Origin of the sequence: Streptosporangium pseudovulgare (genome assembly GCF_014648055.1) — a bacterium.
Taxonomy (GTDB): Bacteria; Actinomycetota; Actinomycetes; order Streptosporangiales; family Streptosporangiaceae; genus Streptosporangium; species Streptosporangium pseudovulgare.
The window spans coordinates 31,620-53,919 of the sequence record NZ_BMQJ01000013.1 but is presented as its reverse complement, the minus strand read 5'-3'; the positions used below and the strand labels follow the sequence as shown (position 1 = coordinate 53,919).

At 71.9% G+C, this 22,300-nt stretch carries 20 protein-coding genes and 1 pseudogene; 8 read left to right on the top strand and 13 right to left on the bottom strand.

What is annotated here, in order from left to right:
* Positions 1 to 332: 332 nt before the first annotated feature.
* From IEZ10_RS24335 to IEZ10_RS24315, 5 genes are all read right to left on the bottom strand, one after another.
* Positions 333 to 1,433, bottom strand: a complete 1,101-nt coding sequence (locus IEZ10_RS24335) for an alcohol dehydrogenase catalytic domain-containing protein (protein WP_189248838.1) — start codon at positions 1,431 to 1,433, stop codon at positions 333 to 335.
* Positions 1,433 to 2,893 (bottom strand): purine-cytosine permease family protein, encoded by a 1,461-nt coding sequence (locus IEZ10_RS24330; protein WP_229811597.1) that lies wholly within the window; start codon positions 2,891 to 2,893, stop codon positions 1,433 to 1,435. Before IEZ10_RS24330 ends, IEZ10_RS24335 begins: the two co-directional genes overlap by 1 nt.
* On the bottom strand, positions 2,878 to 3,045 hold the full coding sequence (locus tag IEZ10_RS24325) for a hypothetical protein (protein ID WP_189248837.1): 168 nt from the start codon (positions 3,043 to 3,045) through the stop codon (positions 2,878 to 2,880). Before IEZ10_RS24325 ends, IEZ10_RS24330 begins: the two co-directional genes overlap by 16 nt.
* Positions 3,046 to 3,267: 222 nt before the next feature.
* The gene (locus tag IEZ10_RS24320; RefSeq protein WP_189248836.1) at positions 3,268 to 5,583 is read right to left on the bottom strand and encodes a phosphoketolase family protein; all 2,316 of its coding nucleotides are present in this window, start codon (positions 5,581 to 5,583) and stop codon (positions 3,268 to 3,270) included.
* A gap of 313 nt (positions 5,584 to 5,896) precedes the next feature.
* Positions 5,897 to 6,181, bottom strand: a complete 285-nt coding sequence (locus IEZ10_RS24315; RefSeq protein ID WP_189248835.1) for a DUF427 domain-containing protein — start codon at positions 6,179 to 6,181, stop codon at positions 5,897 to 5,899.
* Positions 6,182 to 6,382: 201 nt separating this feature from the next.
* Between IEZ10_RS24315 and IEZ10_RS24310 the strand changes: the two genes are divergently transcribed.
* Complete coding sequence (locus IEZ10_RS24310; protein WP_189248834.1) at positions 6,383 to 7,432, top strand: NAD-dependent epimerase/dehydratase family protein; 1,050 nt, start codon at positions 6,383 to 6,385, stop codon at positions 7,430 to 7,432.
* Positions 7,433 to 7,573: 141 nt separating this feature from the next.
* Positions 7,574 to 8,539, top strand: a complete 966-nt coding sequence (locus IEZ10_RS24305; RefSeq protein WP_189248833.1) for a DUF72 domain-containing protein — start codon at positions 7,574 to 7,576, stop codon at positions 8,537 to 8,539.
* A gap of 96 nt (positions 8,540 to 8,635) precedes the next feature.
* On the opposite strand, the gene IEZ10_RS24300 is transcribed toward IEZ10_RS24305, so the two are convergent.
* The 6 genes from IEZ10_RS24300 to IEZ10_RS24275 form a co-directional block, all read right to left on the bottom strand.
* Entirely contained in the window at positions 8,636 to 8,935 is a 300-nt protein-coding gene (locus IEZ10_RS24300) for a WhiB family transcriptional regulator (RefSeq protein WP_189248832.1), read from the bottom strand.
* A 149-nt stretch (positions 8,936 to 9,084) separates the two neighbouring features.
* Entirely contained in the window at positions 9,085 to 10,530 is a 1,446-nt protein-coding gene (locus IEZ10_RS24295) for a DUF2254 family protein (RefSeq protein WP_189248831.1), read from the bottom strand.
* 114 nt (positions 10,531 to 10,644) lie between these two features.
* Entirely contained in the window at positions 10,645 to 12,309 is a 1,665-nt protein-coding gene (locus tag IEZ10_RS24290) for a catalase (RefSeq protein ID WP_189248830.1), read from the bottom strand.
* Positions 12,310 to 12,476: 167 nt separating this feature from the next.
* Entirely contained in the window at positions 12,477 to 12,869 is a 393-nt protein-coding gene (locus IEZ10_RS24285; RefSeq protein ID WP_189248829.1) for a ChaB family protein, read from the bottom strand.
* A gap of 87 nt (positions 12,870 to 12,956) precedes the next feature.
* Positions 12,957 to 14,087 (bottom strand): DNA topoisomerase IB, encoded by a 1,131-nt coding sequence (locus IEZ10_RS24280; protein ID WP_189248828.1) that lies wholly within the window; start codon positions 14,085 to 14,087, stop codon positions 12,957 to 12,959.
* Positions 14,088 to 14,597: 510 nt separating this feature from the next.
* Positions 14,598 to 15,989: an NAD(P)-binding domain-containing protein gene (locus IEZ10_RS24275; protein ID WP_229811596.1), complete on the bottom strand. Its 1,392-nt coding sequence runs from the start codon at positions 15,987 to 15,989 to the stop codon at positions 14,598 to 14,600.
* 217 nt (positions 15,990 to 16,206) lie between these two features.
* Here IEZ10_RS24275 and IEZ10_RS24270 point away from each other — a divergent pair, with 217 nt between their 5' ends.
* Together IEZ10_RS24270 and IEZ10_RS24265 are read left to right on the top strand one after the other, a co-directional pair.
* The gene (locus IEZ10_RS24270) at positions 16,207 to 16,566 is read left to right on the top strand and encodes an ArsR/SmtB family transcription factor (protein ID WP_189248827.1); all 360 of its coding nucleotides are present in this window, start codon (positions 16,207 to 16,209) and stop codon (positions 16,564 to 16,566) included.
* Positions 16,567 to 16,798: 232 nt separating this feature from the next.
* Complete coding sequence (locus IEZ10_RS24265) at positions 16,799 to 17,524, top strand: sulfite exporter TauE/SafE family protein (RefSeq protein WP_189248826.1); 726 nt, start codon at positions 16,799 to 16,801, stop codon at positions 17,522 to 17,524.
* Here the strand turns inward: IEZ10_RS24265 and IEZ10_RS24260 are convergent.
* Together IEZ10_RS24260 and IEZ10_RS24255 are read right to left on the bottom strand one after the other, a co-directional pair.
* Positions 17,502 to 17,651, bottom strand: a complete 150-nt coding sequence (locus IEZ10_RS24260; protein WP_189248825.1) for a hypothetical protein — start codon at positions 17,649 to 17,651, stop codon at positions 17,502 to 17,504. The two genes, IEZ10_RS24265 and IEZ10_RS24260, sit on opposite strands and share 23 nt — an antisense overlap.
* A gap of 34 nt (positions 17,652 to 17,685) precedes the next feature.
* Positions 17,686 to 18,456 carry a hypothetical protein gene (locus tag IEZ10_RS24255; protein WP_189248824.1) on the bottom strand — a complete coding sequence of 257 codons (771 nt, stop codon included), beginning with the start codon at positions 18,454 to 18,456 and terminating at the stop codon, positions 17,686 to 17,688.
* A 107-nt stretch (positions 18,457 to 18,563) separates the two neighbouring features.
* Between IEZ10_RS24255 and IEZ10_RS39170 the strand changes: the two are divergent.
* From IEZ10_RS39170 to IEZ10_RS24240, 4 genes and pseudogenes are all read left to right on the top strand, one after another.
* A pseudogene (locus tag IEZ10_RS39170) lies at positions 18,564 to 18,656 on the top strand (IS607 family transposase); the annotation flags it as partial.
* Between the two features lie 309 nt (positions 18,657 to 18,965).
* On the top strand, positions 18,966 to 19,970 hold the full coding sequence (locus IEZ10_RS24250) for an AAA family ATPase (protein WP_189248823.1): 1,005 nt from the start codon (positions 18,966 to 18,968) through the stop codon (positions 19,968 to 19,970).
* 290 nt (positions 19,971 to 20,260) lie between these two features.
* A complete protein-coding gene (locus tag IEZ10_RS24245; protein WP_189248822.1) occupies positions 20,261 to 21,280 on the top strand; it encodes a DUF58 domain-containing protein in 1,020 nt (339 codons plus the stop codon).
* Positions 21,277 to 22,224: a VWA domain-containing protein gene (locus IEZ10_RS24240; protein ID WP_189248821.1), complete on the top strand. Its 948-nt coding sequence runs from the start codon at positions 21,277 to 21,279 to the stop codon at positions 22,222 to 22,224. The genes IEZ10_RS24245 and IEZ10_RS24240 overlap by 4 nt, the downstream gene beginning before the upstream one ends.
* Positions 22,225 to 22,300 lie beyond the last annotated feature (76 nt).

Sequence of the window (22,300 nt, the reverse complement as noted above, 5' to 3'; positions counted from 1 at the left end):
GGCGCCCCCTCACTGTGTTCACTGCGACGCTGCGCGTCGCGGCTCGGGGGCTCAAGCCCGGCGTCTTCCCTCGTCACTCCGTCGCTGCGCTCCTGCGTTCCTCAGTCCAGACACCGGCGCCCCCTCACTGTGTTCACTGCGACGCTGCGCGTCGCGGCTCGGGGGCTCAGACCCGGCGCCTTCCCTCGTCACTCCGTCGCTGCGCTCCTGCGTTCCTCAGTCCAGACACCGGCGCCCCTCGCGGGGGCCGGAGGAGGGACGCCCGCCGCGGGGTGGCCGGCCGGACGGGGGAGCATCCGGTCCGCGCCGCCCCGCGGCGGGCGGGAGTGGCGTCAGTCGAAGACGATGACGCTGCGGGTGCGGGTGCCGTCGCGCATCGCGTCGAACGCCTCGTTCACCTCGTCGAGCCGGACGCGGTGCGAGATGAGCGAGTCCAGCGGCAGCTTACCCGCGAGGTAGAGCTCGGCCAGCCGGGGGAAGTCCAGGCTCGGCACGGCTCCGCCGTAGTTGGAGCCGATGAGGGTCTTGCCCGCCTCGGCCAGTTCCAGCACGTCGATGCCGGCCTTGGTGCCCTCGGGCGGCAGACCGACGAGGACCCCGACGCCGCCGGGCGCCAGCAGCGACGGCAGCGTCTCGATGGTCTCGACGCGGCCGATCACCTCGAAGGCGTAGTCGGCGCCGCCGCCGGTCAGCTCGGCCACCTGGGCGGCGACGTCGTCACCGGCGCGCAGGGTGTGGGTGGCGCCGAACGAGCGGGCGGCGGCCAGCTTCTCCTCGGCGGTGTCCACCGCGATGATCGGGTGGGCCCCGGCGAGCGCCAGGCCCATGATCACCGCCAGGCCCACGCCGCCGCAGCCGACGACGACGGCCGAGGAGCCGGCGGGGACCCTGGCGTTGTTGACGACCGCGCCGACGCCGGTGGTGATCGAGCAGCCGATGAGGCTGGCGACGTCGAACGGCACGTCGGAGGGGATGCGGACCGCGGCCGACTCGGGCACGACGGTGTACTCGCTCATCGTGCCCACGGCGAGGTAGGGGTAGACGACGTCGTCGCCGTCACGCAGCCGGGTGGTGCCGTCGGGCAGCAGGCACTCGGGCGCCCGGGTGCCGGTGCACGCCCACGCCTTGCCGGCCGCGCAGGCGCGGCAACGGCGGCAGGGGTAGTACCACGACAGGATGACGCTGTCGCCGGGGGCCAGGCCGGTGACGCCCTCGCCGACCGCCTCCACGGTGCCGGCGCCCTCGTGACCCATCACCGTCGGGGAGGGCAGGTTCCACTCGCCGTCGAGGACGTGCCGGTCGGAGCCGCACACGCCGGAGGCGCCGAGCCGTACCAGGACCTCACCGGGGCCCGGGTCGGCCACCTGGATCTCCTTGATCTCCAGGCGGTTGCCGCGGCCGTCGTGCACGGCCGCCATGGCGGTTCTGGGCATCAGGACTCCTTCTGCGTGGTGACGGGGACCGCTCCGGCGACGGCCGGGGCGAGGTGCCGGCGGTTGAGCGTGCGGCTGAGGACGACGTGCGCGACCGCGGCGACGACCACGGCGGGCACCGAGGCGGTGAGCCAGTTGAAGGCGGGCAGCGTGTCGAGGGTCTGCGGGTTGTACAGCACCACGTAGGCGACGGCGCCCAGCGCGGTGGAGATCAGCCCGGACAGGTTGAACCCGCCGGTGAAGTGGTACGGGCTGGCGGCGCGGTGCGCGTACAGACCGCGCAGGTCCAGCCGCTGGCGGCGCACCACGAAGTAGTCGGCGATGACCGTGCCGCAGATCGCCGCGAGGAAGGCGCCGCTCCAGGTGACGAACACCAGGAACCGGTCGTACAGCAGGTTCGGCCAGAAGCTGATGATCGCCGGGAGGAGGAAGAAGCCTCCGGTGAGCCATTCCCAGCGGAATCTCGCCAGCAGTTCGCCGCCGGCCTGCCGCAACGCGAGGCAGGTCGAGTAGACGATGGAGGTGAGGCTGGTGAGGTTGGCGAAGGCGATGAACAGCAGCGCCAGCATGCCGAGCCATTTGCCGCCGAGGGGGACCATCCACACGGTGGGGTCGGGGTCGCCGAGGGTCAGCGCGGCCGCCATGCCCACGACCTGGGCCACGATCGTCGCGCCGAACAGGCCGATGAAGCCCGGCCACAGGGCGCTGCGCGGGCGGTCGGTGAGGCGGGCCAGGCTGCCCATGACCGGCCACCACGACAGGCCGACGCCGAGGTTGAACTCGACGGCGAGGGCGAAGTTCAGCCCCTCGCTGGGGAACGGGTTCAGCGGCTTGGCCGCCAGCAGGTCGTTCCACGAGGTCTTGGTGAGCACCAGCACGATCATGCCGACGGTCAACAGGGCCAGGCCGGGCGAGACGATGCGGTTGAGGAACCGCATCGTCAGCGGGCCCTTGGCCAGGACGATCCAGGCGATCGCCAGCGCGATGAGGGCCAGGATGGTCACCGGCAGCGCGTTGGGGCCGATGTCGGTGCCGAACACCTGGTTGGAGACCTGCGTGGTGGCCCGCCCGAACATCACGCCGAGCAGCGCCGACCAGCCCATCTCGGTGAAGAGCACGACGGTGAACACCAGGACGGCGACCCCGCCGAACCCGAACACGCTGCGCAACAGGGTGTACTGCTCCACGCCGTAGCGCTGGCTGGAGACGACGCTGCCCAGCAGCATCACGGCGACGCCGATGGCGTTGCCGATGATCATCGCCGCCAGGCCCTTCTGGAAGCCCACCAGCGCGGCCGTGGAGCCGCCGACGAGGAACGCCCACGTCGCGATGGCCAGGCCGACGTTCACCCAGGTGAAGTCGGTGAAGTTCCAGACCCGCTCGCTGCGCAGCACGGGCAGCGAGCCGAAGGTCGCCTCCTTGGCGACGTCTTCGCCGGCCGACATCACGCCATCACCCACCCGGCGACCGTGAGGGCCACGACGATGGCGGCCAGCAGCCACAGGTCGGCCGCGGCGAGGGGCGCGTGCGCCGGGTCGCCCGACTCGTCGCGTTCGAGGGTGACGAGCCGCCTGTCCAGCTCGGCCCGCAACGCGGAGTCCTTCACATCCATACGGTTAACCTCCAAGAACGGTCGCCCGACGGCGCCGGTCGTCTCCCGCGGACCGGCCGCGTGTGACGCGGAACTCATCCGGCGGTTAACTCACCGTAAAAGGAGGTTCCGGAAGGTGTTCCCGCTGTATTTCCGCTGTTCGGACGGCGTTGATGGCGGATTTACCGTACGGCGGGGCCACCGGGGGGCGGTCCGGAGCGACCGTCCCCGGCGGCCGGCGGGTCAGTAGGGCCAGACCCAGTCGCGGATGTCGGCGGGGTCCTCGCCGTACTCGCGGGTGTGGGCGCGGGCGCGCAGGCGCTCGTCGGCCATCCGCTGGCGCAGGTGGGCGGCGGTGGCGCCGAGCCCGGGCACCCGGTCGATGACGTCCATGACCAGGTGGTAGCGGTCGATGTCGTTGAGCATCGCCATGTCGAAGGGCGTGGTGGTGGTGCCCTCCTCCTTGTAGCCCCGCACGTGGATGTTGTCGTGGCCGTTGCGGCGGTAGGTGAGCCGGTGGATCGACAGCGGGTAGCCGTGGAAGTTGAAGATGATCGGCCTGTCGGTGGTGAACAGCGTGTCGAACTCGGTGTCGGACATGCCGTGCGGGTGCTCCGACTCCGGCTGCAGCCGCATCAGGTCCACGACGTTGATCACCCGTACCCGCAGCTCGGGCAGGTGCTCGCGCAGCAGCGCGGCGGCGGCCAGGGTCTCCAGCGTCGGCACGTCCCCGGCGCAGGCCAGGACCACGTCGGGCTCGGAGCCGTCGTCGGTGGAGGCCCACTCCAGGATGCCCAGCCCCCGGGTGCAGTGCGCGATCGCCTCCTCCATGGTGAACAGGTCCAGCACCGGCTGCTTGCCCGCCACGACGAGGTTGACGTAGTCGCGCGAGCGCAGGCAGTGGTCGGCGACCGACAGCAGGGTGTTGGCGTCCGGCGGCAGGTAGATCCGCACCACCGAGGGCTTCTTGTTCATCACCACGTCGAGGAAACCGGGGTCCTGGTGGCTGAAGCCGTTGTGGTCCTGGCGCCAGACGTGCGACGACAGCAGGTAGTTCAGCGAGGCGACCGGCCGCCGCCAGGGGATCTTCTGCGACGACTCCAGCCACTTGGCATGCTGGTTGAACATCGAGTCGACGATGTGGATGAACGCCTCGTAGCAGTTGAACAGCCCGTGCCGGCCGGTCAGCAGGTAGCCCTCCAGCCAGCCCTGGCACAGGTGCTCGCTGAGCACCTCCATCACCCGGCCGTCGGGACCGAGGTTCTCGTCGGTGTCGAGGATCCGGGCGTCCCAGGCCCGGTCGGTGACCTCGAAGACGGCCGACAGCCGGTTGGAGGCGGTCTCGTCCGGCCCCATCAGCCGGAAGTCGGCGGGGTTGGCGGCGATGACCTCGCGCAGCAGGCCGCCCAGCACGCGGGTCGGCTCGGTGAGCTGCGTCGCCGGGGACTTCACCATGACGGCGTGGTCGCGGAAGTCGGGCAGCATGAGCGGGCGCAACAGCTCGCCGCCGTTGGCGTGCGGGTTGGCGCTCATCCGGAGCGGTCCGGCGGGCACCGTCTCCAGCACCTCCGGCACGGGCCGCCCGTCGGCGTCGAACAGTTCCCCGGGCCGGTAGGAGCGCATCCACTCCTCCAGGGCCCGCAGGTGTTCGGGGTTGTCGCGCACCCCGGTCAGCGGCACCTGGTGGGAACGCCAGGTGCCCTCGACCGGCAGGCCGTCCACCTCGCGTGGGCCCGTCCAGCCCTTCGGGGTGCGCAGGATGATCATCGGGAGCCGGGTGGCGCGGCCCTCCTTGTACTCGGTGATCTCGTCGAAGGCCCGGTCCAGGGTCTCGGCCATCAGCGGGTGCATGGCGGCCGGGTCGTCGCCGGCGACGACGTGCGGGCGGTAGCCGTACCCCTCCATGAGCTTGACGAGCTCTTCCTCGGGGATGCGGGACAGGATCGTCGGGTTGGCGATCTTGTAGCCGTTGAGGTGGAGGATCGGCAGGACGGCGCCGTCCCGGGCGGGGTTGAGGAACTTGTTGGAGTGCCAGCTCGCGGCCAGCGGGCCGGTCTCGGCCTCGCCGTCGCCGATCACGCAGGCCACCACGAGGCCGGGGTTGTCGAAGGCCGCGCCGAAGGCGTGGGCCAGCGAGTAGCCCAGTTCGCCGCCCTCGTTGATGGAGCCGGGCACCTCGGGGGCGACGTGGCTCGGGATGCCGCCGGGAAAGGAGAACTGCCGGAACAGCCGCCGCATCCCCTCGGCGTCCTGCCGGATGTGGGGGTACTTCTCGGTGTAGGTGCCCTCCAGCCAGGCGTGCGCGACCGCCGCCGGGCCGCCGTGCCCTGGGCCGACGATGTAGATCATGTCCTGGTCGCGCTCGGTGATGATCCGGTTGAGGTGGGCGAAGCAGAAGTTCAGCCCCGGTGTGGTGCCCCAGTGGCCCAGCAGCCGGGGCTTGATGTCCTCGGGCCGGAGCGGTTCGGACAGCAGCGGGTTGCCGAGCAGGTAGATCTGCCCGACCGACAGGTAGTTGGCCGCCCGCCAGTAGGCATCGACATGAGCGAATGCATCCATACACCGACAGTTCCTCAGCGGCGGGTTTCAAACCCTCACCCGTCCCGGTTCCCCCGCGCGGGAGGACCGCCCCGGCGCGCGGCGGGGCCGGGGCGGCAGGTGCCCAGGGGCCGGTCAGGGCCCGGAAACGGACCCTGGAGAACGGATGCGCGGGGCCGTACGGCCCGCGGGCCGGTCACGGCCGGGAGAACGAACCCGGAGAACGAACACCCGGGACCGTACGGCCCACGGGCCGGTCATGGCCCGGAGAACGAACACCCGGGACCGTACGGCCCGCGAGCCGGTCACGGCCCGGGAACCGGACGCCCGGGCCTCAGTCGGTGACCTCCACGCCTCTCCAGAAGGCCACCCGGTCCTTGATCTGGGCCGCCTCGGGCTTGGGCTCGGCGTAGAACCAGGCCGCGTCGGGGTTCTGCTTTCCGTCCACCTCCAGCGTGTAGTAGTTCGCCGTGCCCTTCCAGGGGCAGACCGTGGTCGTCTCCGACGGCCTCAGGTACTGCGGGAACACCGACTCGATCGGGAAGTAGTGGTTGCCCTCCACGATCCGGGTGTCGTCGCTCCGCGCGATGATCTCGCCGTTCCACCGTGCTGTCGCCATGCTCCCAGGCTGGCACATCCCCGCCCGGAGATCCCGCGCCACCCTCCCCCAGCCGGGAAGCACCGCCCCTCCGATCGGAAAGCACCACCCGCCCGCCGCGTGCCGGGGCTCCGCGCGGCGAGGCTCTGCCGTCCTGCCGCATACGGCAAAGCCATCACCCGGTACGGGTTCGACCGCACAGGCCAGGGCATTCCCGTACATATGCGCGTAGTAGTCGTCGGCGCCACCGGGAACGTGGGCACCAGCACGGTGTCCGCCCTGGCGGCCGATCCCGAAGTCACATCCATCGTCGGCCTGGCCCGGAGGATCCCGGACTGGAGTCCCGACAAGACGACATGGCGTTCGGTGGACGTCTCCACCGGCGACCTGGACACGCACCTGGCGGGAGCGGACGCCGTGGTGCACCTGGCGTGGCTGTTCCAGCCGACCCGGGACCCGGTGACGACCTGGCGGTCCAACGTGCTGGGCAGCATCCGGGTGTTCGAGGCGGCCGCCCGGCAGAAGGTCCCCGCCCTGGTCTACTCCTCCTCGGTGGGCGCCTACTCCCCCGGCCCGAAGAACCGGCCGGTCGGCGAGGACTGGCCCACCAACGGCTGGCCCGGCGCCGCCTACGGCCGGGAGAAGGCCTACGTGGAGCGGGTGCTCGACATCTTCGAACGGGACCATCCCGGCACCCGGGTGGTGCGGATGCGGCCGGGCTTCGTCTTCAAGCGGGAGGCGGCGACCGAGCAGCGGCGGCTGTTCGGCGGGCCGTTCATCCCCCAGCGGCTCGTACGGCCCGGCCTGATCCCCTTCGTCCCGGACAACCCGGGCCTGAGGTTCCAGGCGGTGCACGGCGAGGACGCCGGTGAGGCGTTCCGGCTCGCGGTCACCCGGCCGGTTTCCGGGGCCTTCAACCTCGCCGCCGAACCGGTCGTCGAGCCGTCGACGCTGGCCGAGCTGCTGGGCGCCCGGCTGCTGCCGGTGCCCGACTGGGTGCTCAGGGGGACCGCGGCGGCCGCCTGGTACGCGCGGCTGATCCCCGCCTCACCCGCCCTGGTGGACATGGTGCTGAAGATGCCGATCATGGACGTCACCAGGGCCCGCGCCGAGCTGGGCTGGCAGCCCCGCCACACGGCGGTCGACGCGCTGCGGGAGCTGTTCGAGGGCCTGCGGGGCGTCGAGGGCATGGCGACGCCGCCGCTGTCGGCGGAGACCGGCGGCCCGGCGCGGACCGGCGAGCTGAGCACCGGGGTCGGCAAGCGGCCGTGACCGCGGCGTCCCGTCCTCGCCGGACGGCCCGGCCCGGTGTCCCGGGCGCCGGGCCGGCCGCCGCGGCCGTGGTGGGGGAAGGCGTCCGATGGGGCCGCCGCGACGGGTGACGGAGCCGCGCCGCGGGGCAGGGATGCGGGCATGACGACACCGCCCTCCTTCCCGCACGCCGCCCCGCCGCCCGCCGCCCGGCGGTCCGGGCCGGGCCGGATCCTGGTCGGCACGGCCTCCTGGACCGACCGGTCGCTGCTGGAGTCGGGCTGGTATCCCGCGGACGTCTCCACCCCGGCCGAGCGGCTGGCCTACTACGCCTCGCAGTTCCCGATCGTCGAGGTGGACGCCACCTACTACCACCCGCCCGCCCAGCGCACGGTGGAGGCCTGGCGGGACCGGACGCCGCCGGACTTCACCTTCAACATCAAGGCGTTCTCGCTGCTGACCGACCACCCCACCCCGCCCCGGTCCCTCTACGCCGACCTGCGCGACCGCGTCGGTACGGCCAAGCACAACCTCTACCTGCGCGACGTCGGCCCGGAGATCACCGAGGAGGTCTGGCAGCGGTTCCTGTCGGCGCTGGCGCCGCTGCAGGAGGCGGGCAAGCTGGGGGCGGTCCTGTTCCAGTTCCCTCCGTGGTTCGCCATCGGGGCGGCCCAGCGGCGCTACATCCTCGACTGCGTACGGCGCTGCCGTCCGATGCGCGTCTGCGTGGAGTTCCGCAACCGGACCTGGATGGAGCCGGAGCGCAACCGCGAGGAGACCCTGGAGTTCCTCGCCTCGCACGAGATCCCCTACGTCTGCGTCGACATGCCCCAGGGACATCCGTCGTCGGTCCCGCCGGTGCTGGCCGTGACCGCCGGCGACCTGGCGGTGGTCCGCCTGCACGGCCACTCCGACCGGTGGGCGGGCGGGACGAAGGAGGAGCGCTTCGCCTACCTGTACTCCGAGGAGGAGCTGGCGCGGTGGGCGGAGAACGTCCGGCTGCTGTCCGCCGAGGCCGCCGCCACTCACGTGTTCTTCAACAACTACTGGGGTGACGGCTCGCAGCGCAACGCGGCACGGCTGGCCGAACTCACCGGCCCGGACGTGTCACGCGGCGGGACGGCCTGAGGGAGCCCGGCCCGGAGTGCGGAGGGTCTCGTCCGTGAGGCGGGGACGGCGGAGGGCGATCCCGCCGGGGGCGGCGGACCGGCCCGGGGGCGCGGGTCAGCTCCGGGCGGCCGCCCCGGCCTCCGCCCTGGCCTTACGGCGCACCACCGCCATGAGCGCCCTGCGCTCGTCAGGGGTGGTGCCGCCCCAGACCCCGTACATCTGCTGGGTGTTCAGGGCGTAGTCCAGGCAGCGCCGCTTGACCGGGCAGCGGTTGCAGACGGCTTTGGCCTGCTCGCACTGTTCCCGGCCGGGGCCTTCGAAAGAGACGGGGAAGAAGAGCTCCGGGTCCTCCTCCAGGCACAGGGAACTGCGGGACCAGTGGATGATGGGCACGACGTTGCCCTGTCCAGACATAGGCGATCCAATGAAGGTGAAAGGCGTGATGATTCGCAACTTGGCTTCTGGCTCGCGTGCCCACAGGAGATACATTCATACCTTTTAAGGCGAAAAATCGCGTTACTTTGCCAGCTGTTTCCCTGCCCCGCCGCTCACGCCCCGCCTCCTCAGCGGAACCGGAAGGACAGCGGGCCGGTCGGAGTCGAGTCGTCGAGGGAGTCGAGCATGTCGTCCTCCTCCCCCAGGCCGCTCTCCCTGGCCAGGCGCGGGCCCATCTCCCGCACCTCGTCGGCCAGGTCCTCCCGGCCGATCGCGTCCAGCGTGGCCCGCAGCTTGGCCAGGCCGTGCCCCATCTCCACACTCGCCACGTGCGACAGCGTCGCGGGCAGCGCCCGTTGCAGGCTCCTGACCGCCACGTCGCGGTCCCGGCCCTCCAGCTGCGGCAGGATGTCGGCGAGGGTGGACAGCGCCGCGGCGCACGTCTGGTGCTGCCGGGAGGAGGTGCTGACCACCACCAGGTCCACCAGCGCGGTGACGATCCGCCGCTGCGCCACGTCCTCGTAGACCACCGGCAGCGGCCCGCCGTACAGCTCGGCGTCGGGCACGCCCGCCGCCGCCCACCGGGCCGACAGGTCGCGCAGGGCCCCGATCGCCGCCACCGCCACGTCGGGGTTCTGCCGGGTGGAGTTGGCGGCCCAGGCGACGTGGCCGAGCTGCTCGACGGCGTGGTCGGGGTCGACGCCGGCGTTACGGGACCGGTCGATCATGACGCAGGACAGGACGTTGTCGGCGACGTGGGCACGGCGACCGGCGTCCCCGCCCCGGATGTGGGCGACGAGGTCTCCGTAGGCGAGCAGGTCGCCGATCCGCACCCGGAACTCCACCTCGATCTCCTCCCCGGTGCCGCGCAGCAGGTCCTGCAGGCGGGCCGTGCTGATGTCGATCACGTACCCCGTCTCGCGGGTGGTCACCGGGGTCGGCTCGCCGTCCAGCGTCCGCCTGCGGCGGGAGCGCGCCACCAGCGGCATCTGGCGCAGCCTGGCCCGGATGGCGAGGTCCTGGATCGAACGCACCACGGAGGTGGGCCGCATCTGGTCGATCACGCCGTAGCCCATGAACACCAGCAGGACCAGCGCCCCGGCGGCCAGCACGACCGCCAGCATCGCCCCCACCCCGATCCACTCCGGGCGCGAGACGGCCATCACGAGATAGGTGAAGGTCGCGCAGCCCGCGAAGTAGCCGAAGTACGCCTGGTTGGCCCTGCGCCGCAGGAACTGGTCGAAGACCACCGGCGCGACCGAGGTGGACGTGTGGGAGATCGCCACCAGCAGCGCCGACAGCGTGAGCGTGGTCACCGTCACCAGACCCGAGGCGATCACGCTCAGCATCCTGAGCAGGTTGGCGTGCGGGAACAGCCGGAGGAAGAGGTCGTGCACGGCCCCATGCGACCTCGACAGGGCGATGTCGGCGAAGACGGACACCGCGGCCAGCCCGACGAATCCGAGCACCATCAGCAGCGGTGTGAACAGGAACTCCGTCGCCGACAGCCGCCAGCGGACCCGCAGGTCCTGGGCGGGCGGCACGAACCTCTGGAGGTGGGGGGCTTCGGGCACCGGAACCAACTGCCCCGGCGCGATGGCGGCAAACGCCGTGGAACCCCGCGGAACCCGCGAAACCCGGCGCCCGGACTCCGCGTCCGGGCGCCGAATCCGGCGGCCGTCAGGCCGTCAGGCCGTCTCGGCCATCCGCGCCCGCTCGTTGGGCACGCCGTGCGTCATCTTCAGGCCGCTCACGTCACGCGGCCCGTTCTTGCCCAGGTTGGACAGCCGCTCCAGCTCCTCCTCGCTCAGGTCCTGGGTGGCCAGCGGCTCCAGGTGGGCGACGTCCTCCGGCCCGATGCCCAGCCCCTCGCCGACGCGCAGACCCAGGTCGTCGTCGACCATCAGGAAGTGCCAGACCATGCGCTCCTGGATGGGACGCTCGGCCTGCGACAGCATGGTGACGAAGTTCAGCACCAGGTCGTCGCGCTCCCACTGCTCCATCAGCGCGTAGCGCTGACCGGCCTGGGCGTAGTCGTTGGTCCGCGGGATGCGCTTGCGGGTCAGCCGCCCGGAGACGACCGGCCCCTGCTCGTCGCGGGTCGGGTACTGCGCCTCACGCAGCCCGCCGGTGATGGACGGCTCGTAGTTGACGTGCGGGTTCTCCCCCTCGCCGTCGACGTAGTAGGTCATCTGGCCGTCGCGCTGGTTGGTCCGCACCTTGGCGTTCTTCGCCTGGTTCACCGGCAGCTGCAGGTAGTTCGGCCCCACCCGGTAGCGCTGGGTGTCGCTGTAGGAGAACGTCCGGCCGACCAGCATCTTGTCGTCGGAGAAGTCGAGCCCGTCGACCAGCACGCCGGTGCCGAAGGAGATCTGCTCGTTCTCGGCGAAGTTGTTCCGCACACTGCGGTTGAGGACCATCCGGCCGACCGGCAGCGCCGGGAACTCGTTCTCCGGCCAGACCTTGGTGTCGTCCAGCGGGTCGAAGTCCAGCTCGGGATGCTCGTCGTCCGACATGATCTGCACCAGCAGCTCCCACTCGGGGAACTCACCGCGGTCGATGGAGTCGCGCAGGTCCTTGGTGGCGTGGCCCAGTTCCTTGGCCTGCACGGCCGCCGCGTCCGCCGCCGTCATGCTCCGCACGCCCTGCTTGGGCATCCAGTGGTACTTCACCAGGTGCGTCACACCCTCGGCGTTGACCCACCTGTAGGTGTTGACCCCGAAGCCCTGCATGTGCCGGTAGTCGGCCGGGATGCCCCGCGGGCTGAACAGGTTCACCAGCATGTGCATGCACTCCGGCGTCTGCGACATGAAGTCGAAGATCCGGTTGGGCTCCTGCCGGAACGTCACCGGGTCCGGCTTGAGCGCGTGGATCACGTCGGGGAACTTGATGGCGTCCCGGATGAAGAAGACGGCCAGGTTGTTGCCGACGAGGTCCCAGTTGCCGTCCTCGGTGTAGAACTTCACCGCGAACCCGCGCGGGTCGCGCGCAGCCTCCGAGGAGTCGCGGCCGCCGATCACCGTGGAGAAACGCACGGCGACGTCGGTGCGCTTGCCCTCCTCCTGGAAGAGCTTCGCCCTGGTGAACCGGCTGATCGGCTCGTCACCCAGCTTGCCGTACGCCTCGAAGAAGCCGTAGGCGACCGTCCCCCGGGCGTGCACCACCCGCTCCGGGATCCGCTCCCGGTCGAAGTGGCTGATCTTCTCCAGGAACTGGTAGTTCTCCAGGGTCGCCGGGCCCCGCGCGCCGATCGTGCGCTGGTTCTGGTTGTCATAGACCGGGTGTCCCTGCCGATTCGTCAGCGTCGGACGCTCGTCACCCGGCTGCGACCCCATGCTCGACACGTCCGTCATGACGTCATTCCCTTCCGTGTCGCGATCACTTCGGCGTACCGAGCCTGTCGGCACACGGAGTCCCCATATCCGGCGGTGTGTGATTTATAGCGGGGAAGGAAAAGAATCTCCTCAACATGGAGACCCGCGTGAACGACACGCGGCCGTCACGCGGGCATCCGGTTCCCTCAGCGGGACTTCGCCGTGGCCTTCCGGTTGGCCTTCTTGATCGCGTCCACCAGCTCCTCCTTGCTCATCGAGGAGCGGCCGGGCACGTCCAGGCGCTTGGCGACCTCGTACAGGTGCTGCTTGGACGCCTTGGCGTCGACCCCCTCGGCGGTCTTGCCGCGCTTGGGAGTGCTCTTGGCCGCCTGGGAGTCGGAGGGCCCCTTGCGGGACTTCTCCTCCCAGTGGTCGCCGACCTTCTCGAAGGAGTGCTTCAGCGCCGCGAACGCCGTACGATGCGCCCGCTCCCCCTCACCGTAGGTCTCCACCGCCGAGTCATGGGCCTTGCTCCAGGTCTCCTGCGCCTTCTTGGGAGAACGCTGGATGGTGGACGGCATTTCCTTCCGTGCCGGCATCGAGATCACCTCTCTCCCTCGTTCACCGGCTCCCTGCCCGCGTCACCGCCTTTCATGCGGCCCCCGCGCTCATACGGCCCTCATATGTCATGCGGCCCTCGGCTTTGACGTGGCCTCGTCCTTCACGCGGTTCCGGGTTCTGACACGGCCCTCGGTTTTCACACGGCCCCCGCGCCGGCCGCCCCCGCGCCGCGCCTTCCTGCGGGAGCCCTCCCGGGCCGAGTCCCGCAGCAGGGAGATCACCGCCTGCTCCACGCCGCCGTGCGTGGCCAGCTGCCCGAAGGCTGCGTCCGCGCCGAGCTTTCCGAGCGCCGGCCCGACGGTCCGGCCCCTCTCGTACGCCTCGATGACACGCGGGTCGATGTAGGAGGCGCGGGCGACGGCCGGGGTGTTGCCCAGGTAACCCGCCACCTCGTTCACCACCCGGCTGATCGCCCGCCTCCGGCCGGTCCTGGACCGGGCGCGGGCGGAAACCGCCAGGCCCACGGCGGCCAGGACCGTCCCGTGCCAGGTACGGAAGTCCTTGGCCGACACCTCGGTCTCCAGCGTCTCACGCAGGTAGGCGTTGATGTCGTCGCTGCGCACATCCACCCAGCGGGAACCGTCCTGGTAGCGCAGCAGCTCCCCCTCCTCCGCGGCCCGGTGCAGGGCGGTGACCACCTTGCACACGTCCGCGTCCATGATCTCCACCTCCCGCTGCTTGCCGCCCTTGGCCGGGTAGGAGCAGACGACGCGACCCGCCGAGCAGGCGACGTGCTCCATCCGGAGCGTGGCCAGCCCGAACGACTCGTACGCCTCCCCACCGACCCGGAAGAAGCCGATGTCGAGCATCCGGGCCGCGGCCGCCAGCACCCGCTCACGCGTCAACCCCCGCTGCCCCAGGTGCTCGGCCACCCGCTCACGGAACGTGGGCAGCCGCTCGGCCATCTCCAGCACCCGGTCGAACTTCAGCCGGTCCTGCTCCCTGCGCCAGTCGTCGTGGTAGCGATACTGGCGGCGCCCGGCGGTGTCGGTGCCCACCGCCTGGATGTGCCCGTCGGGCCATCGGCAGATCCACACGTCGGTCCAGGCGGGCGGAAGCACCAGCGCCCGGATCCGGTCGAGGGCACGGCGGTCGCGCACGGGCCTGCCGTCGGAATAGTGGTAGCTGAACCCGCGACCCCTGCGCCGCCGTACGATGCCTGGTTCCGCGGGATTGCTCTGGCGAAGTTCGGTCACGGCGGTTTCCCTACCCTGCTCATGGCGACGCTAGCGCGTCGCGGCTCGGGGGTTGTGTTCATGGCGACGCTGCGCGTCGCGGCTCGGGGGCTCTTGATCCGGCGTCTTCCCTCGTCACTCCGTCGCTCCGCTCCTCCGCTCCTCAGTCCAGACACCGGCGCCCCCTCGCGGGCTCATTGCGACGCTGGCGCGTCGCGGCTCGGGGGCTGGAACCCGGCGTCTTCCCTCGTCACTCCGTCGCTGCGCTCCTGCGCTCCTCGGTCCAGACACCGGCGCCCCCTCACTGTGTTCACAGCGACGCTGCGCGTCGCGGCTCGGGGGCTGAAGCCCGGCGTCTTCCCTCGTCACTCCGTCGCTGCGCTCCTGCGCTCCTCAGTCCAGACACCGGCGCCCCCTCACTGTGTTCACAGCGACGCTGCGCGTCGCGGCTCGGGGGCTGGAACCCGGCGTCTTCCCTCGTCACTCCGTCGCTGCGCTCCTGCGCTCCTCAGTCCAGACACCGGCGCCCCCTCACGGGCTCATTGCGACGCTGCGCGTCGCGGCTCGGGGGCTGGAGCGGCCGGAGGCGGGAGCGCCGATACCGATCTGCAGCGTGGCCGGGGTCCCGCAGCAGCCGCCGGAGGCCTGTGCCGCGTCGGGCTGGTCGAACAGGCCGGAGCCGCCGCACACCCCGGTCTCGGGTAGGACGAGTTCGACGCGTTCGGCGGCCTCACGGTCACCGGCCAGGGCGGCGGCGATGGAGCGGGTCTGCTCGTATCCGGTCATGGCCAGGAATGTCGGGGCGCGGCCGTAGGACTTCATGCCGACCAGGTAGACGCCCCGCTCGGGGTGGGACAGCTCATTGACTCCGTGCGGGTAGACGGTGCCGCAGGAGTGCACGTTGGGGTCGATCAGCGGCGCCAGCGCGAGGGGGGCCTGCAGGCGCTCGTCCAGGCCGAGGCGGATCTCGCTCAGGAACGACAGGTCGGGGCGGAAGCCGGTCAGCACGATCACCTCATCGACCGGCTCGGTGGCCCGGCCGTCGTCGGCGACGAGGACCAGGCTCTCGCCGTCCCGCTGTACGGCGGCGGTGCGAAAGCCCGTGACCGCGGCGGCGTGACCGGCCTCGACGGCGGCCTTGGCGGCGAGGCCGAGGGCGCCGCGGGCGGGAAGCTGGTCGGCATCGCCCCCGCCGAAGGTGGCCGCGCCGATGCCGCGTCGCAGGATCCAGAGAGCGTGCGTGCCCGGCTCCTGCTCGGCGAGGTCCGCCAGGGCGGCCAGCGCGGTGAAGGCCGAGGCCCCGGAGCCGACCACCGCGGTGCGCCGCCCGGCATATCGGGCGCGTACGGCGGGGTCGCGCAGGTCCGGGACGCGGTAGGAGATGCGGTCGGCCGCGGCTTTCTCCCCGAGCGCGGGCAGTCCGTCGCCGCCGAGCGGGTTCGGGGTGGTCCAGGTGCCGGAGGCGTCGATGACGGCGCGGGCTCCGATGCGCTCCTCGCGGCCGTCGGCGGTGCGTACGTGCACGGTGAAGGGCTGCTCGTCGCGGCCGGAGTCGACCACGCGGTCACGCCCGGCCCTGGCCACGCCGGTGACGGTGGTGGTGTAGCGGACCTTGTCGCCGAGGGCGTCGGCGAGCGGCTGCAGGTACTGCTCGGCCCAGCCCCCGCCGGTCGGGTAGGCCGCGCCGTCGGGACGGATCCAGCCGGTCGGGGCGAGCAGCTTCTCGGCGGCGGGGTCGACGACCTCGCTCCAGGGGGAGAACAACCGCACGTGCGACCACTGGCGGACGGCTGATGCGGCGGCGGGGCCGGCCTCCAGCACCAGCGGGTCGAGGCCACGATCGACCAGGTGGGCGGCGGCGGCCAGGCCGATGGGACCGGCTCCGATCACGACAACGGGCGGCTTCGCGGCGGGCGTGGTCACGGCGTCTCCTCTGATTCGACATTCATCTATGAGTTGCGCGGCCAGCATGGCACCTGATTCGATAAGCGTCAACATAGACATTCATCGATATGGGGAAGGGTTCGGCCATGGAGCAAGGCAAGGTCGCGGTGATCGGAGGCGGCCGGTCCAGGCCGGCCACGGCGTACCGCACCGGCCGGCTCTCGCAGCCTGGTTCGATGTGTGTCAAAATAGATGCATGTCGAATGCGCGGACGCTGCCGGTGCTGGAGCTTGAGGCGGTGGTGCCGTGCTGCCCGCCACTGACCGAACGCACGCTCACCGCCCAAGAGGCCGAGCGGACGGCGGCGATGTTCAAGGCGCTCGGCGACCCGGTGCGGCTGCGCCTGTTCTCGGCGGTGGCCTCCGCTCCCGGCGGCGAGGCGTGCGTGTGCGACATCTCCGACGTCGGGGTGTCCCAGCCGACCGTCTCCCACCACCTGAAGAAGCTGAAGGAGGCCGGCCTGCTGGCCTCCGAGCGGCGGGGCACCTGGGTGTACTACCGGGTCGAGCCGAGCGTGCTGGCCGGGATGGGCCGGCTGCTGACCGGCCCCGCCTGAAAGGCCCGCACCGGCCGGGCTCGTACGGACAGGAGCCGTCCCGGACTTACCGGGGCGGCCCGTCTTCGGGTGCCGTCAGCGAACGTGCCACCGGCCCGAATATGGATGGTTCGCGAGAGCGACGCCGGATGGTGCCTGGTTGGCACAGGCTGATGTGGGGGCCCGGACAGGACGCACTCCCCCGGCACGGGCTCCCCTGGGGAAAGATCGGCCTGTGGCCTTCCACGCGTCCATGACCACCCTCACGTCATTACTGATCGCTTCGAGTGCGGCATTCGCCCTGGCCCTGCTGTCGGCGGTGGCCGGGTTCGGCGGCGGTGTGCTGCTGCTGCCGGTGTTCACCGCGCTGTTCGGGCTGCGCTTCGCCGTCCCGATGCTCACCCTCACCCAGCTGTCCAGTAACGCCGGCCGGGTCTGGCTCAACCGTCACCATCTCAACCGGCGCCTGATCGGCTGGTTCGCCCTGGGCGCGGTCCCCTCCGCCCTGGCCGGCGGGCTGTTCCTCGCGCACGCCCCGCTCGCCCCCCTCAAACGCGCCCTGGGGGTGTTCCTGATCGGCGTGGTGATCTGGCGGCGGCTGCGCCCCGCGCCGCGCAAGCCCGGAGATCACGCCTTCATCGCCGTCGGCGCCGCCTCCGGGCTCGGCTCCGCTCTGCTGGGCTCGGTCGGCCCGCTGACCGCCCCGTTCTTCCTCGCCTACGGCCTGACCCGGGCCGCCTACATCGGCACCGAGGCCACCGCCGCCCTCACCATGCACCTGACCAAGCTCGCCGCCTACGGCGCCGGAGACCTGCTCACCGGCACGGTCCTGCTCTACGGCATCGTCCTGACCCCCGTCACGCTCGCCGGAGCCTGGACCGGCAAGAAGATCGTCGACCGCATCAGCGACCGCGTCTTCGTCCACCTGGTCGAAGCCGGACTGATCATTGCAGGAGTCATGTTCCTGATCGGGCTCTGACGTACCGTGTCCTTCGCCGGGCAGCGGGGGCGAACCCGCGGCGCCAGGCGAGGAAGACGTGGACCAGCGCCACCAGGACGGCGGCGGCCTCGCGGTCGCCGCAGGCCAGGCCCTTCCAGGCGATCATCATGGCGATGCGGCTCGAACCCGGCCGGGACCGGTCAGATGGGGGCGCCGTCGTCCTCGTCGCCCTCCCGCGGGCCCGGGGTCCCCGTACCGCTCTGCGAGGGGGACGGCGACGGCGACACGGTGGGCCGGTTGGGGTCCGGGGTGCCCGGGACCGGCGGCGGGGTCGGCACGAACACCGTCGCCGGCAGCGGCCTGCGCGGCGTCTGCGCCTCGCCCTCGGCCCGCAGCAGCAGCCAAGCCATCACCGCCGTCATCACCAGCAGGACGGTCAGCACCACCCCGGCCACGACCACCGACCGGCGGGGCTCGGTGGGCGGCGGGGCGGGCTTCGGCGGGCCGGGGAGCGCGGGCACGCGGTCGCTCACCCAGTAGGGCGCGAAGTCCGGGCCGTGCCGCTCGCCGATCAGCATGCCGCGCACCAGCACCGGCTCCAGGAACCGCTCGGCGCCCGCCCGGGACGGCTCGTACGGCGTGGCCACCCACGGTGCGCTCCCGCCGTTCATCCCGAGCACCGGCGGCGCGTCGGCGGCGAGCGCGGTCCTGCCCCTGGTGGCCCTGGCCACCCACCCCCGCACGACCGAACGGCCGGACGCGGCCTCGCGGATCGCGGCGACGAACCGGTCACGGGCCGCCGGGTCCAGCGCCGCCCCCCGGGTCAGCACCGCGACCGAGACCGCCCGGCCGTCGGGGGCCTGCCCGAGGTAGACGAGCCCGGCCGGCCCCGCCCACAGGCGGGCTCGAAGGACGAAGGGCCCGAGATGGGGCGGATCACCGTACTGGAGCGGACTGGCCACGACTGCCATGAAAGCACACGCCCGCCGCCGCACGCGGCCCGCGCGGGCCACGGCGCCGAGCCGTACGCGGGCCCCGGAGACTGACAACTGTTGGGTAATTCATCAGCCACTCTCAGGACATCACCGGGGCACTGGCATCGATGTGTGCGCGTCTGCACGGGCGGCGAGCGGCGAAGAACCGGGCCGCCCGCGCGGTGGCCGCGGTAGCTGGTACCGGAGTGGCCGGAGACCAGGGCACCGCCCCGGCGGTATCGAAGCCTCGCAGAGCCGACCGTAAGACCCGTGCGACCCGCCCCCGCCGCAAGGCGGAAGCGGGGCGGGCAAGTGGCGCAATCCTGCCGCAGCAGCGGCAGACGGAAGCGAGAGACCGTACTCAAGCCCAAGCCCTCACGCTTTGGTGATGTGACGGACCTTCCGCGCAGAAACGCCCGGAATACTGAGAGCCGCCCAGGCTCTGAGCAACGGAAATACCCCCGCCCAGCCGTGCGGCGCGGGTTTTCATTTGGTGGAATGTCACCATGACCGTCGCCGAAGAACTGCCGCGCGAGATCGACACCGGACTGCTGCGCGAGGCCCTCGCCGAGGTGCGGCGGGTCATCGTGGGTCAAGATCACATGGTGGAGCGGCTGCTGGTCGCGCTCCTCGCCCGCGGGCACTGCCTGCTGGAGGGCGTGCCGGGCGTCGCCAAGACCCTGGCCGCCTCGACGCTGGCCACCGTGGTGGGCGGTGACTTCGCGCGCATCCAGTTCACCCCGGACCTGGTGCCCAGCGACATCGTCGGGACGCGCGTCTACCACCCCTCACGGGAGTCCTTCGACGTCGAGCTCGGCCCGGTGTTCGTCAACTTCCTGCTCGCCGACGAGATCAACCGCGCCCCCGCCAAGGTGCAGTCCGCGCTGCTGGAGGTCATGGCCGAGCGGCAGGTCACCCTCGCCGGCCGGACGCATCCCCTGCCGCGGCCCTTCATCGTGCTCGCCACCCAGAACCCCATCGAGTCGGAGGGCGTCTACCAGCTCCCGGAGGTCCAGCGCGACCGGTTCCTCTTCAAGATCCGCGTCTCCCATCCCAGCGCCCAGGAGGAGCTGGAGATCCTGCACCGCATGAGCGTCGCCCCGCCCGCCCCCAAGGCGGTGCTGGACCCCGGGCGGCTGACGGGGCTGCAGGCCATGGCAGACCGGGTCTCGGTGCACCAGCTCGTCGCCGACTACGTCGTCCGGCTGGTCATGGCCACCCGCTCACCCGCCGAGTACGGCCTGGCCGACCTGGCGGAGAGCGTCGAGGTCGGCGTCAGCCCCCGCGCCACCCTCGGCCTGGTCGCCGCCGGACGCGGCCTGGCCCTGCTCCGGGGCCGCGACTACCTGCTGCCCGACGACATCCGCGACGTGGCCGTGGACGTGATGTCCCACCGGCTGATGCTCACCTTCGACGCCCTCGCCGACGGCGTGGACCCCGACGACGTCGTCAGACGCATCCTCGCCGCCGTCCCCCCGCCCCTGGTCGTCTGGAACCAGCCCGCCCGATGACCCGAGAAACCAAGGTCATGACCACCGAGGTGAGGGACCCGCCATCCGGACCCAGGAACGGGAAAGCCCGCGAGGGGGCGCCGGTGTCTGGACTGAGGAACGCAGGAGCGGAGCGACGAAGTGACGAGGGAAGACACCGGGCTCCAGCCCCCGAGCCGCGACGCGCAGCGTCGCAATGAACACAGCGAGGGGGCGCCGGTGTCTGGACTGAGGAGAGAGCGAGCGCAGCGAGTGAACGACGAGGGAAGACGCCGGGCAAGAGCCCCCGAGCCGCGACGCGCAGCGTCGCAATGAACACAGAAGACACCGGGCTCCAGCCCCCGAGCCGCGACGCGCAGCGTCGCAATGAGCACAGCCCCCGAGCCGCGACGCGCAGCGTCGCCTTGAGCAGGCTGGAGTTGACGATCGTCCGCCGGTTGGACGGGCTGCTGCACGGTTCCTACGAGGGGCTCATCCCGGGTCCGGGCAGCGAGTCCGGTGACAGCCGCGTCTACGTCCCCGGCGAGGACGACATCCGTCGCATGGACTGGGCGGTGACCGCCCGCACGGGCGTCCCGCACGTGCGGGATCTGATCGCCGACCGGGAGCTGGAGACCTGGGCGCTGGCCGATCTGTCGCCCAGCATGGACTTCGGCACCGCCGCCATGGAGAAACGCGACCTCGTGGTCGCCGCGATCGGCGCGATCGGCTTCCTGGCCGGGCGGATCGGCGACCGCTTCGGCGCCTACGTCCTGCACGACGAGCACATCCACCGGATGCCCGCCAGGGGCGGCCGTCCCGCCCTCTACGGGCTGCTGCACTCCCTGGCGGAGGCCCCCCGGGGCCGCCCCGTCGCCGACGCCCCCGACCTCGCCGAGGCGGTCGAGGTGCTCGCCTCGGTACGGCGCCGCCGCGGGCTGCGGGTGATCGTCTCCGACTTCCTGGGCGCCGAGCCCGTCCTCGATCCGCGTGTGGAGCCGCCCTGGGAGCGGCCGATGCGCCGGCTGGCCGCCCGCCACCAGGTGCTGGCCGTCGAGGTGATCGACCCGCGTGAGCTGGAGCTGCCCGGGGTGGGGCTGGTGAGCCTCGTCGACCCCGAGACCGGGCGCACCCGTGAGGTCCGGCTCACCGGCAGGCTGCGGGCGGCCTACGCCGAGGCGGCCGCCGCCCAGCGCGCGGCGACCCGCGCGACGCTGCGCCGCTGCGGAGTGGCGCACCTGGTGCTGCGGACCGACCGCGACTGGATCTTCGACATCGCCCAGTTCGTCCTGCGGCAGCGGCGCACGGCGCACCTGGCGCACCGGCATCCGACGTCAGGAGTGGCACGGTGACCTTCCTCTCCCCGGCCTGGCTGTGGCTGTTCGCCGCGCTGGCGCTGGTCGTGGCGGGCTACGTCGCCGCCCAGTTCGCCCGCCGGCGTCACGCGGTGCGCTTCACCAACCTGCCGCTGCTGGCGCTGGTGGCGCCGGCCGGGCCCGGCTGGCGCCGGCACGTCGCCCCCACGCTGTTCCTGCTGATGATGTCCCTGCTGGTCCTGGGCGCGGCCCGGCCGGCCGACTCGGTGCGGGTCCCGCGCGACCGCGCCACCATCATCATCGCGCTGGACGTCTCGCTGTCGATGGAGGCGGGTGACGTCGCACCCAGCCGGATCACCGCCGCCAAGCAGGCCGCGCAGAAGTTCGTCAGGGACCTGCCCGAGCGGTTCAACGTCGGGGTGGTCGCCTTCGCCCGCTCCGCCTCGGTCGTGGTCTCCCCCACCACCGACCACCAGGCGGTCAACACCTCCATCGGCAACCTCGGCACCCGGGCCGGAACCGCGATCGGGGAGGCGGTGTTCAACTCGCTCGACGCCGTCCGCTCCTTCGACCAGCAGGCGGTCACCGACCCGCCGCCCGCCGCGATCGTGCTGCTGTCCGACGGCGACAACACCTCCGGCCGTACGGTGGCCGAGGCGGTCGAGGCGGCGGCCACCGCCCGGGTGCCGGTGTCCACGATCGCCTACGGCACGCAGGACGGCACCGTCACGATCGACGGCCGCGACGTCAACGTCCCGGTGAACAAGGCGACCCTGCAGAGCCTGGCGGAGGGCACCGGCGGCCGCGCCTACGAGGCGGAGTCGGGCAGCCAGCTCCGGGAGGTCTACGAGCAGATCGGCACCTCGCTCGGCTACCAGACGGTCGAGCAGGAGGTCACCCAGTGGTTCGTGGTGGCGGCGGCGCTGACCGGCATGGCGGTCGCCGCGGCCTCGATGCTGCTGGGCACGCGGCTGCCCTGACCCGGCCGCCTCCCGGCCGTGGCCGGTCCCCGCCCCGGGCGCCGGGCGGCCGGCCGGCGGGCCCCGGGGACGCGGC

Excerpts from the sequence above, each read along its gene's own strand:
- IEZ10_RS24335 (WP_189248838.1), bottom strand. The coding sequence starts at position 1,433 with ATGCCCAGAACCGCCATGGCGGCCGTGCACGACGGCCGCGGCAACCGC.
- IEZ10_RS24325 (WP_189248837.1), bottom strand. The coding sequence starts at position 3,045 with ATGGATGTGAAGGACTCCGCGTTGCGGGCCGAGCTGGACAGGCGGCTC.
- IEZ10_RS24320 (WP_189248836.1), bottom strand. The coding sequence starts at position 5,583 with ATGGATGCATTCGCTCATGTCGATGCCTACTGGCGGGCGGCCAACTAC.
- IEZ10_RS24315 (WP_189248835.1), bottom strand. The coding sequence starts at position 6,181 with ATGGCGACAGCACGGTGGAACGGCGAGATCATCGCGCGGAGCGACGAC.
- IEZ10_RS24310 (WP_189248834.1), top strand. The coding sequence starts at position 6,383 with ATGCGCGTAGTAGTCGTCGGCGCCACCGGGAACGTGGGCACCAGCACG.
- IEZ10_RS24305 (WP_189248833.1), top strand. The coding sequence starts at position 7,574 with ATGACGACACCGCCCTCCTTCCCGCACGCCGCCCCGCCGCCCGCCGCC.
- IEZ10_RS24300 (WP_189248832.1), bottom strand. The coding sequence starts at position 8,935 with ATGTCTGGACAGGGCAACGTCGTGCCCATCATCCACTGGTCCCGCAGT.
- IEZ10_RS24290 (WP_189248830.1), bottom strand. The coding sequence starts at position 12,309 with ATGACGGACGTGTCGAGCATGGGGTCGCAGCCGGGTGACGAGCGTCCG.
- IEZ10_RS24285 (WP_189248829.1), bottom strand. The coding sequence starts at position 12,869 with ATGCCGGCACGGAAGGAAATGCCGTCCACCATCCAGCGTTCTCCCAAG.
- IEZ10_RS24270 (WP_189248827.1), top strand. The coding sequence starts at position 16,207 with ATGTCGAATGCGCGGACGCTGCCGGTGCTGGAGCTTGAGGCGGTGGTG.
- IEZ10_RS24265 (WP_189248826.1), top strand. The coding sequence starts at position 16,799 with ATGACCACCCTCACGTCATTACTGATCGCTTCGAGTGCGGCATTCGCC.
- IEZ10_RS24260 (WP_189248825.1), bottom strand. The coding sequence starts at position 17,651 with ATGATCGCCTGGAAGGGCCTGGCCTGCGGCGACCGCGAGGCCGCCGCC.
- IEZ10_RS24255 (WP_189248824.1), bottom strand. The coding sequence starts at position 18,456 with ATGGCAGTCGTGGCCAGTCCGCTCCAGTACGGTGATCCGCCCCATCTC.
- IEZ10_RS24250 (WP_189248823.1), top strand. The coding sequence starts at position 18,966 with ATGACCGTCGCCGAAGAACTGCCGCGCGAGATCGACACCGGACTGCTG.
- IEZ10_RS24245 (WP_189248822.1), top strand. The coding sequence starts at position 20,261 with ATGAACACAGAAGACACCGGGCTCCAGCCCCCGAGCCGCGACGCGCAG.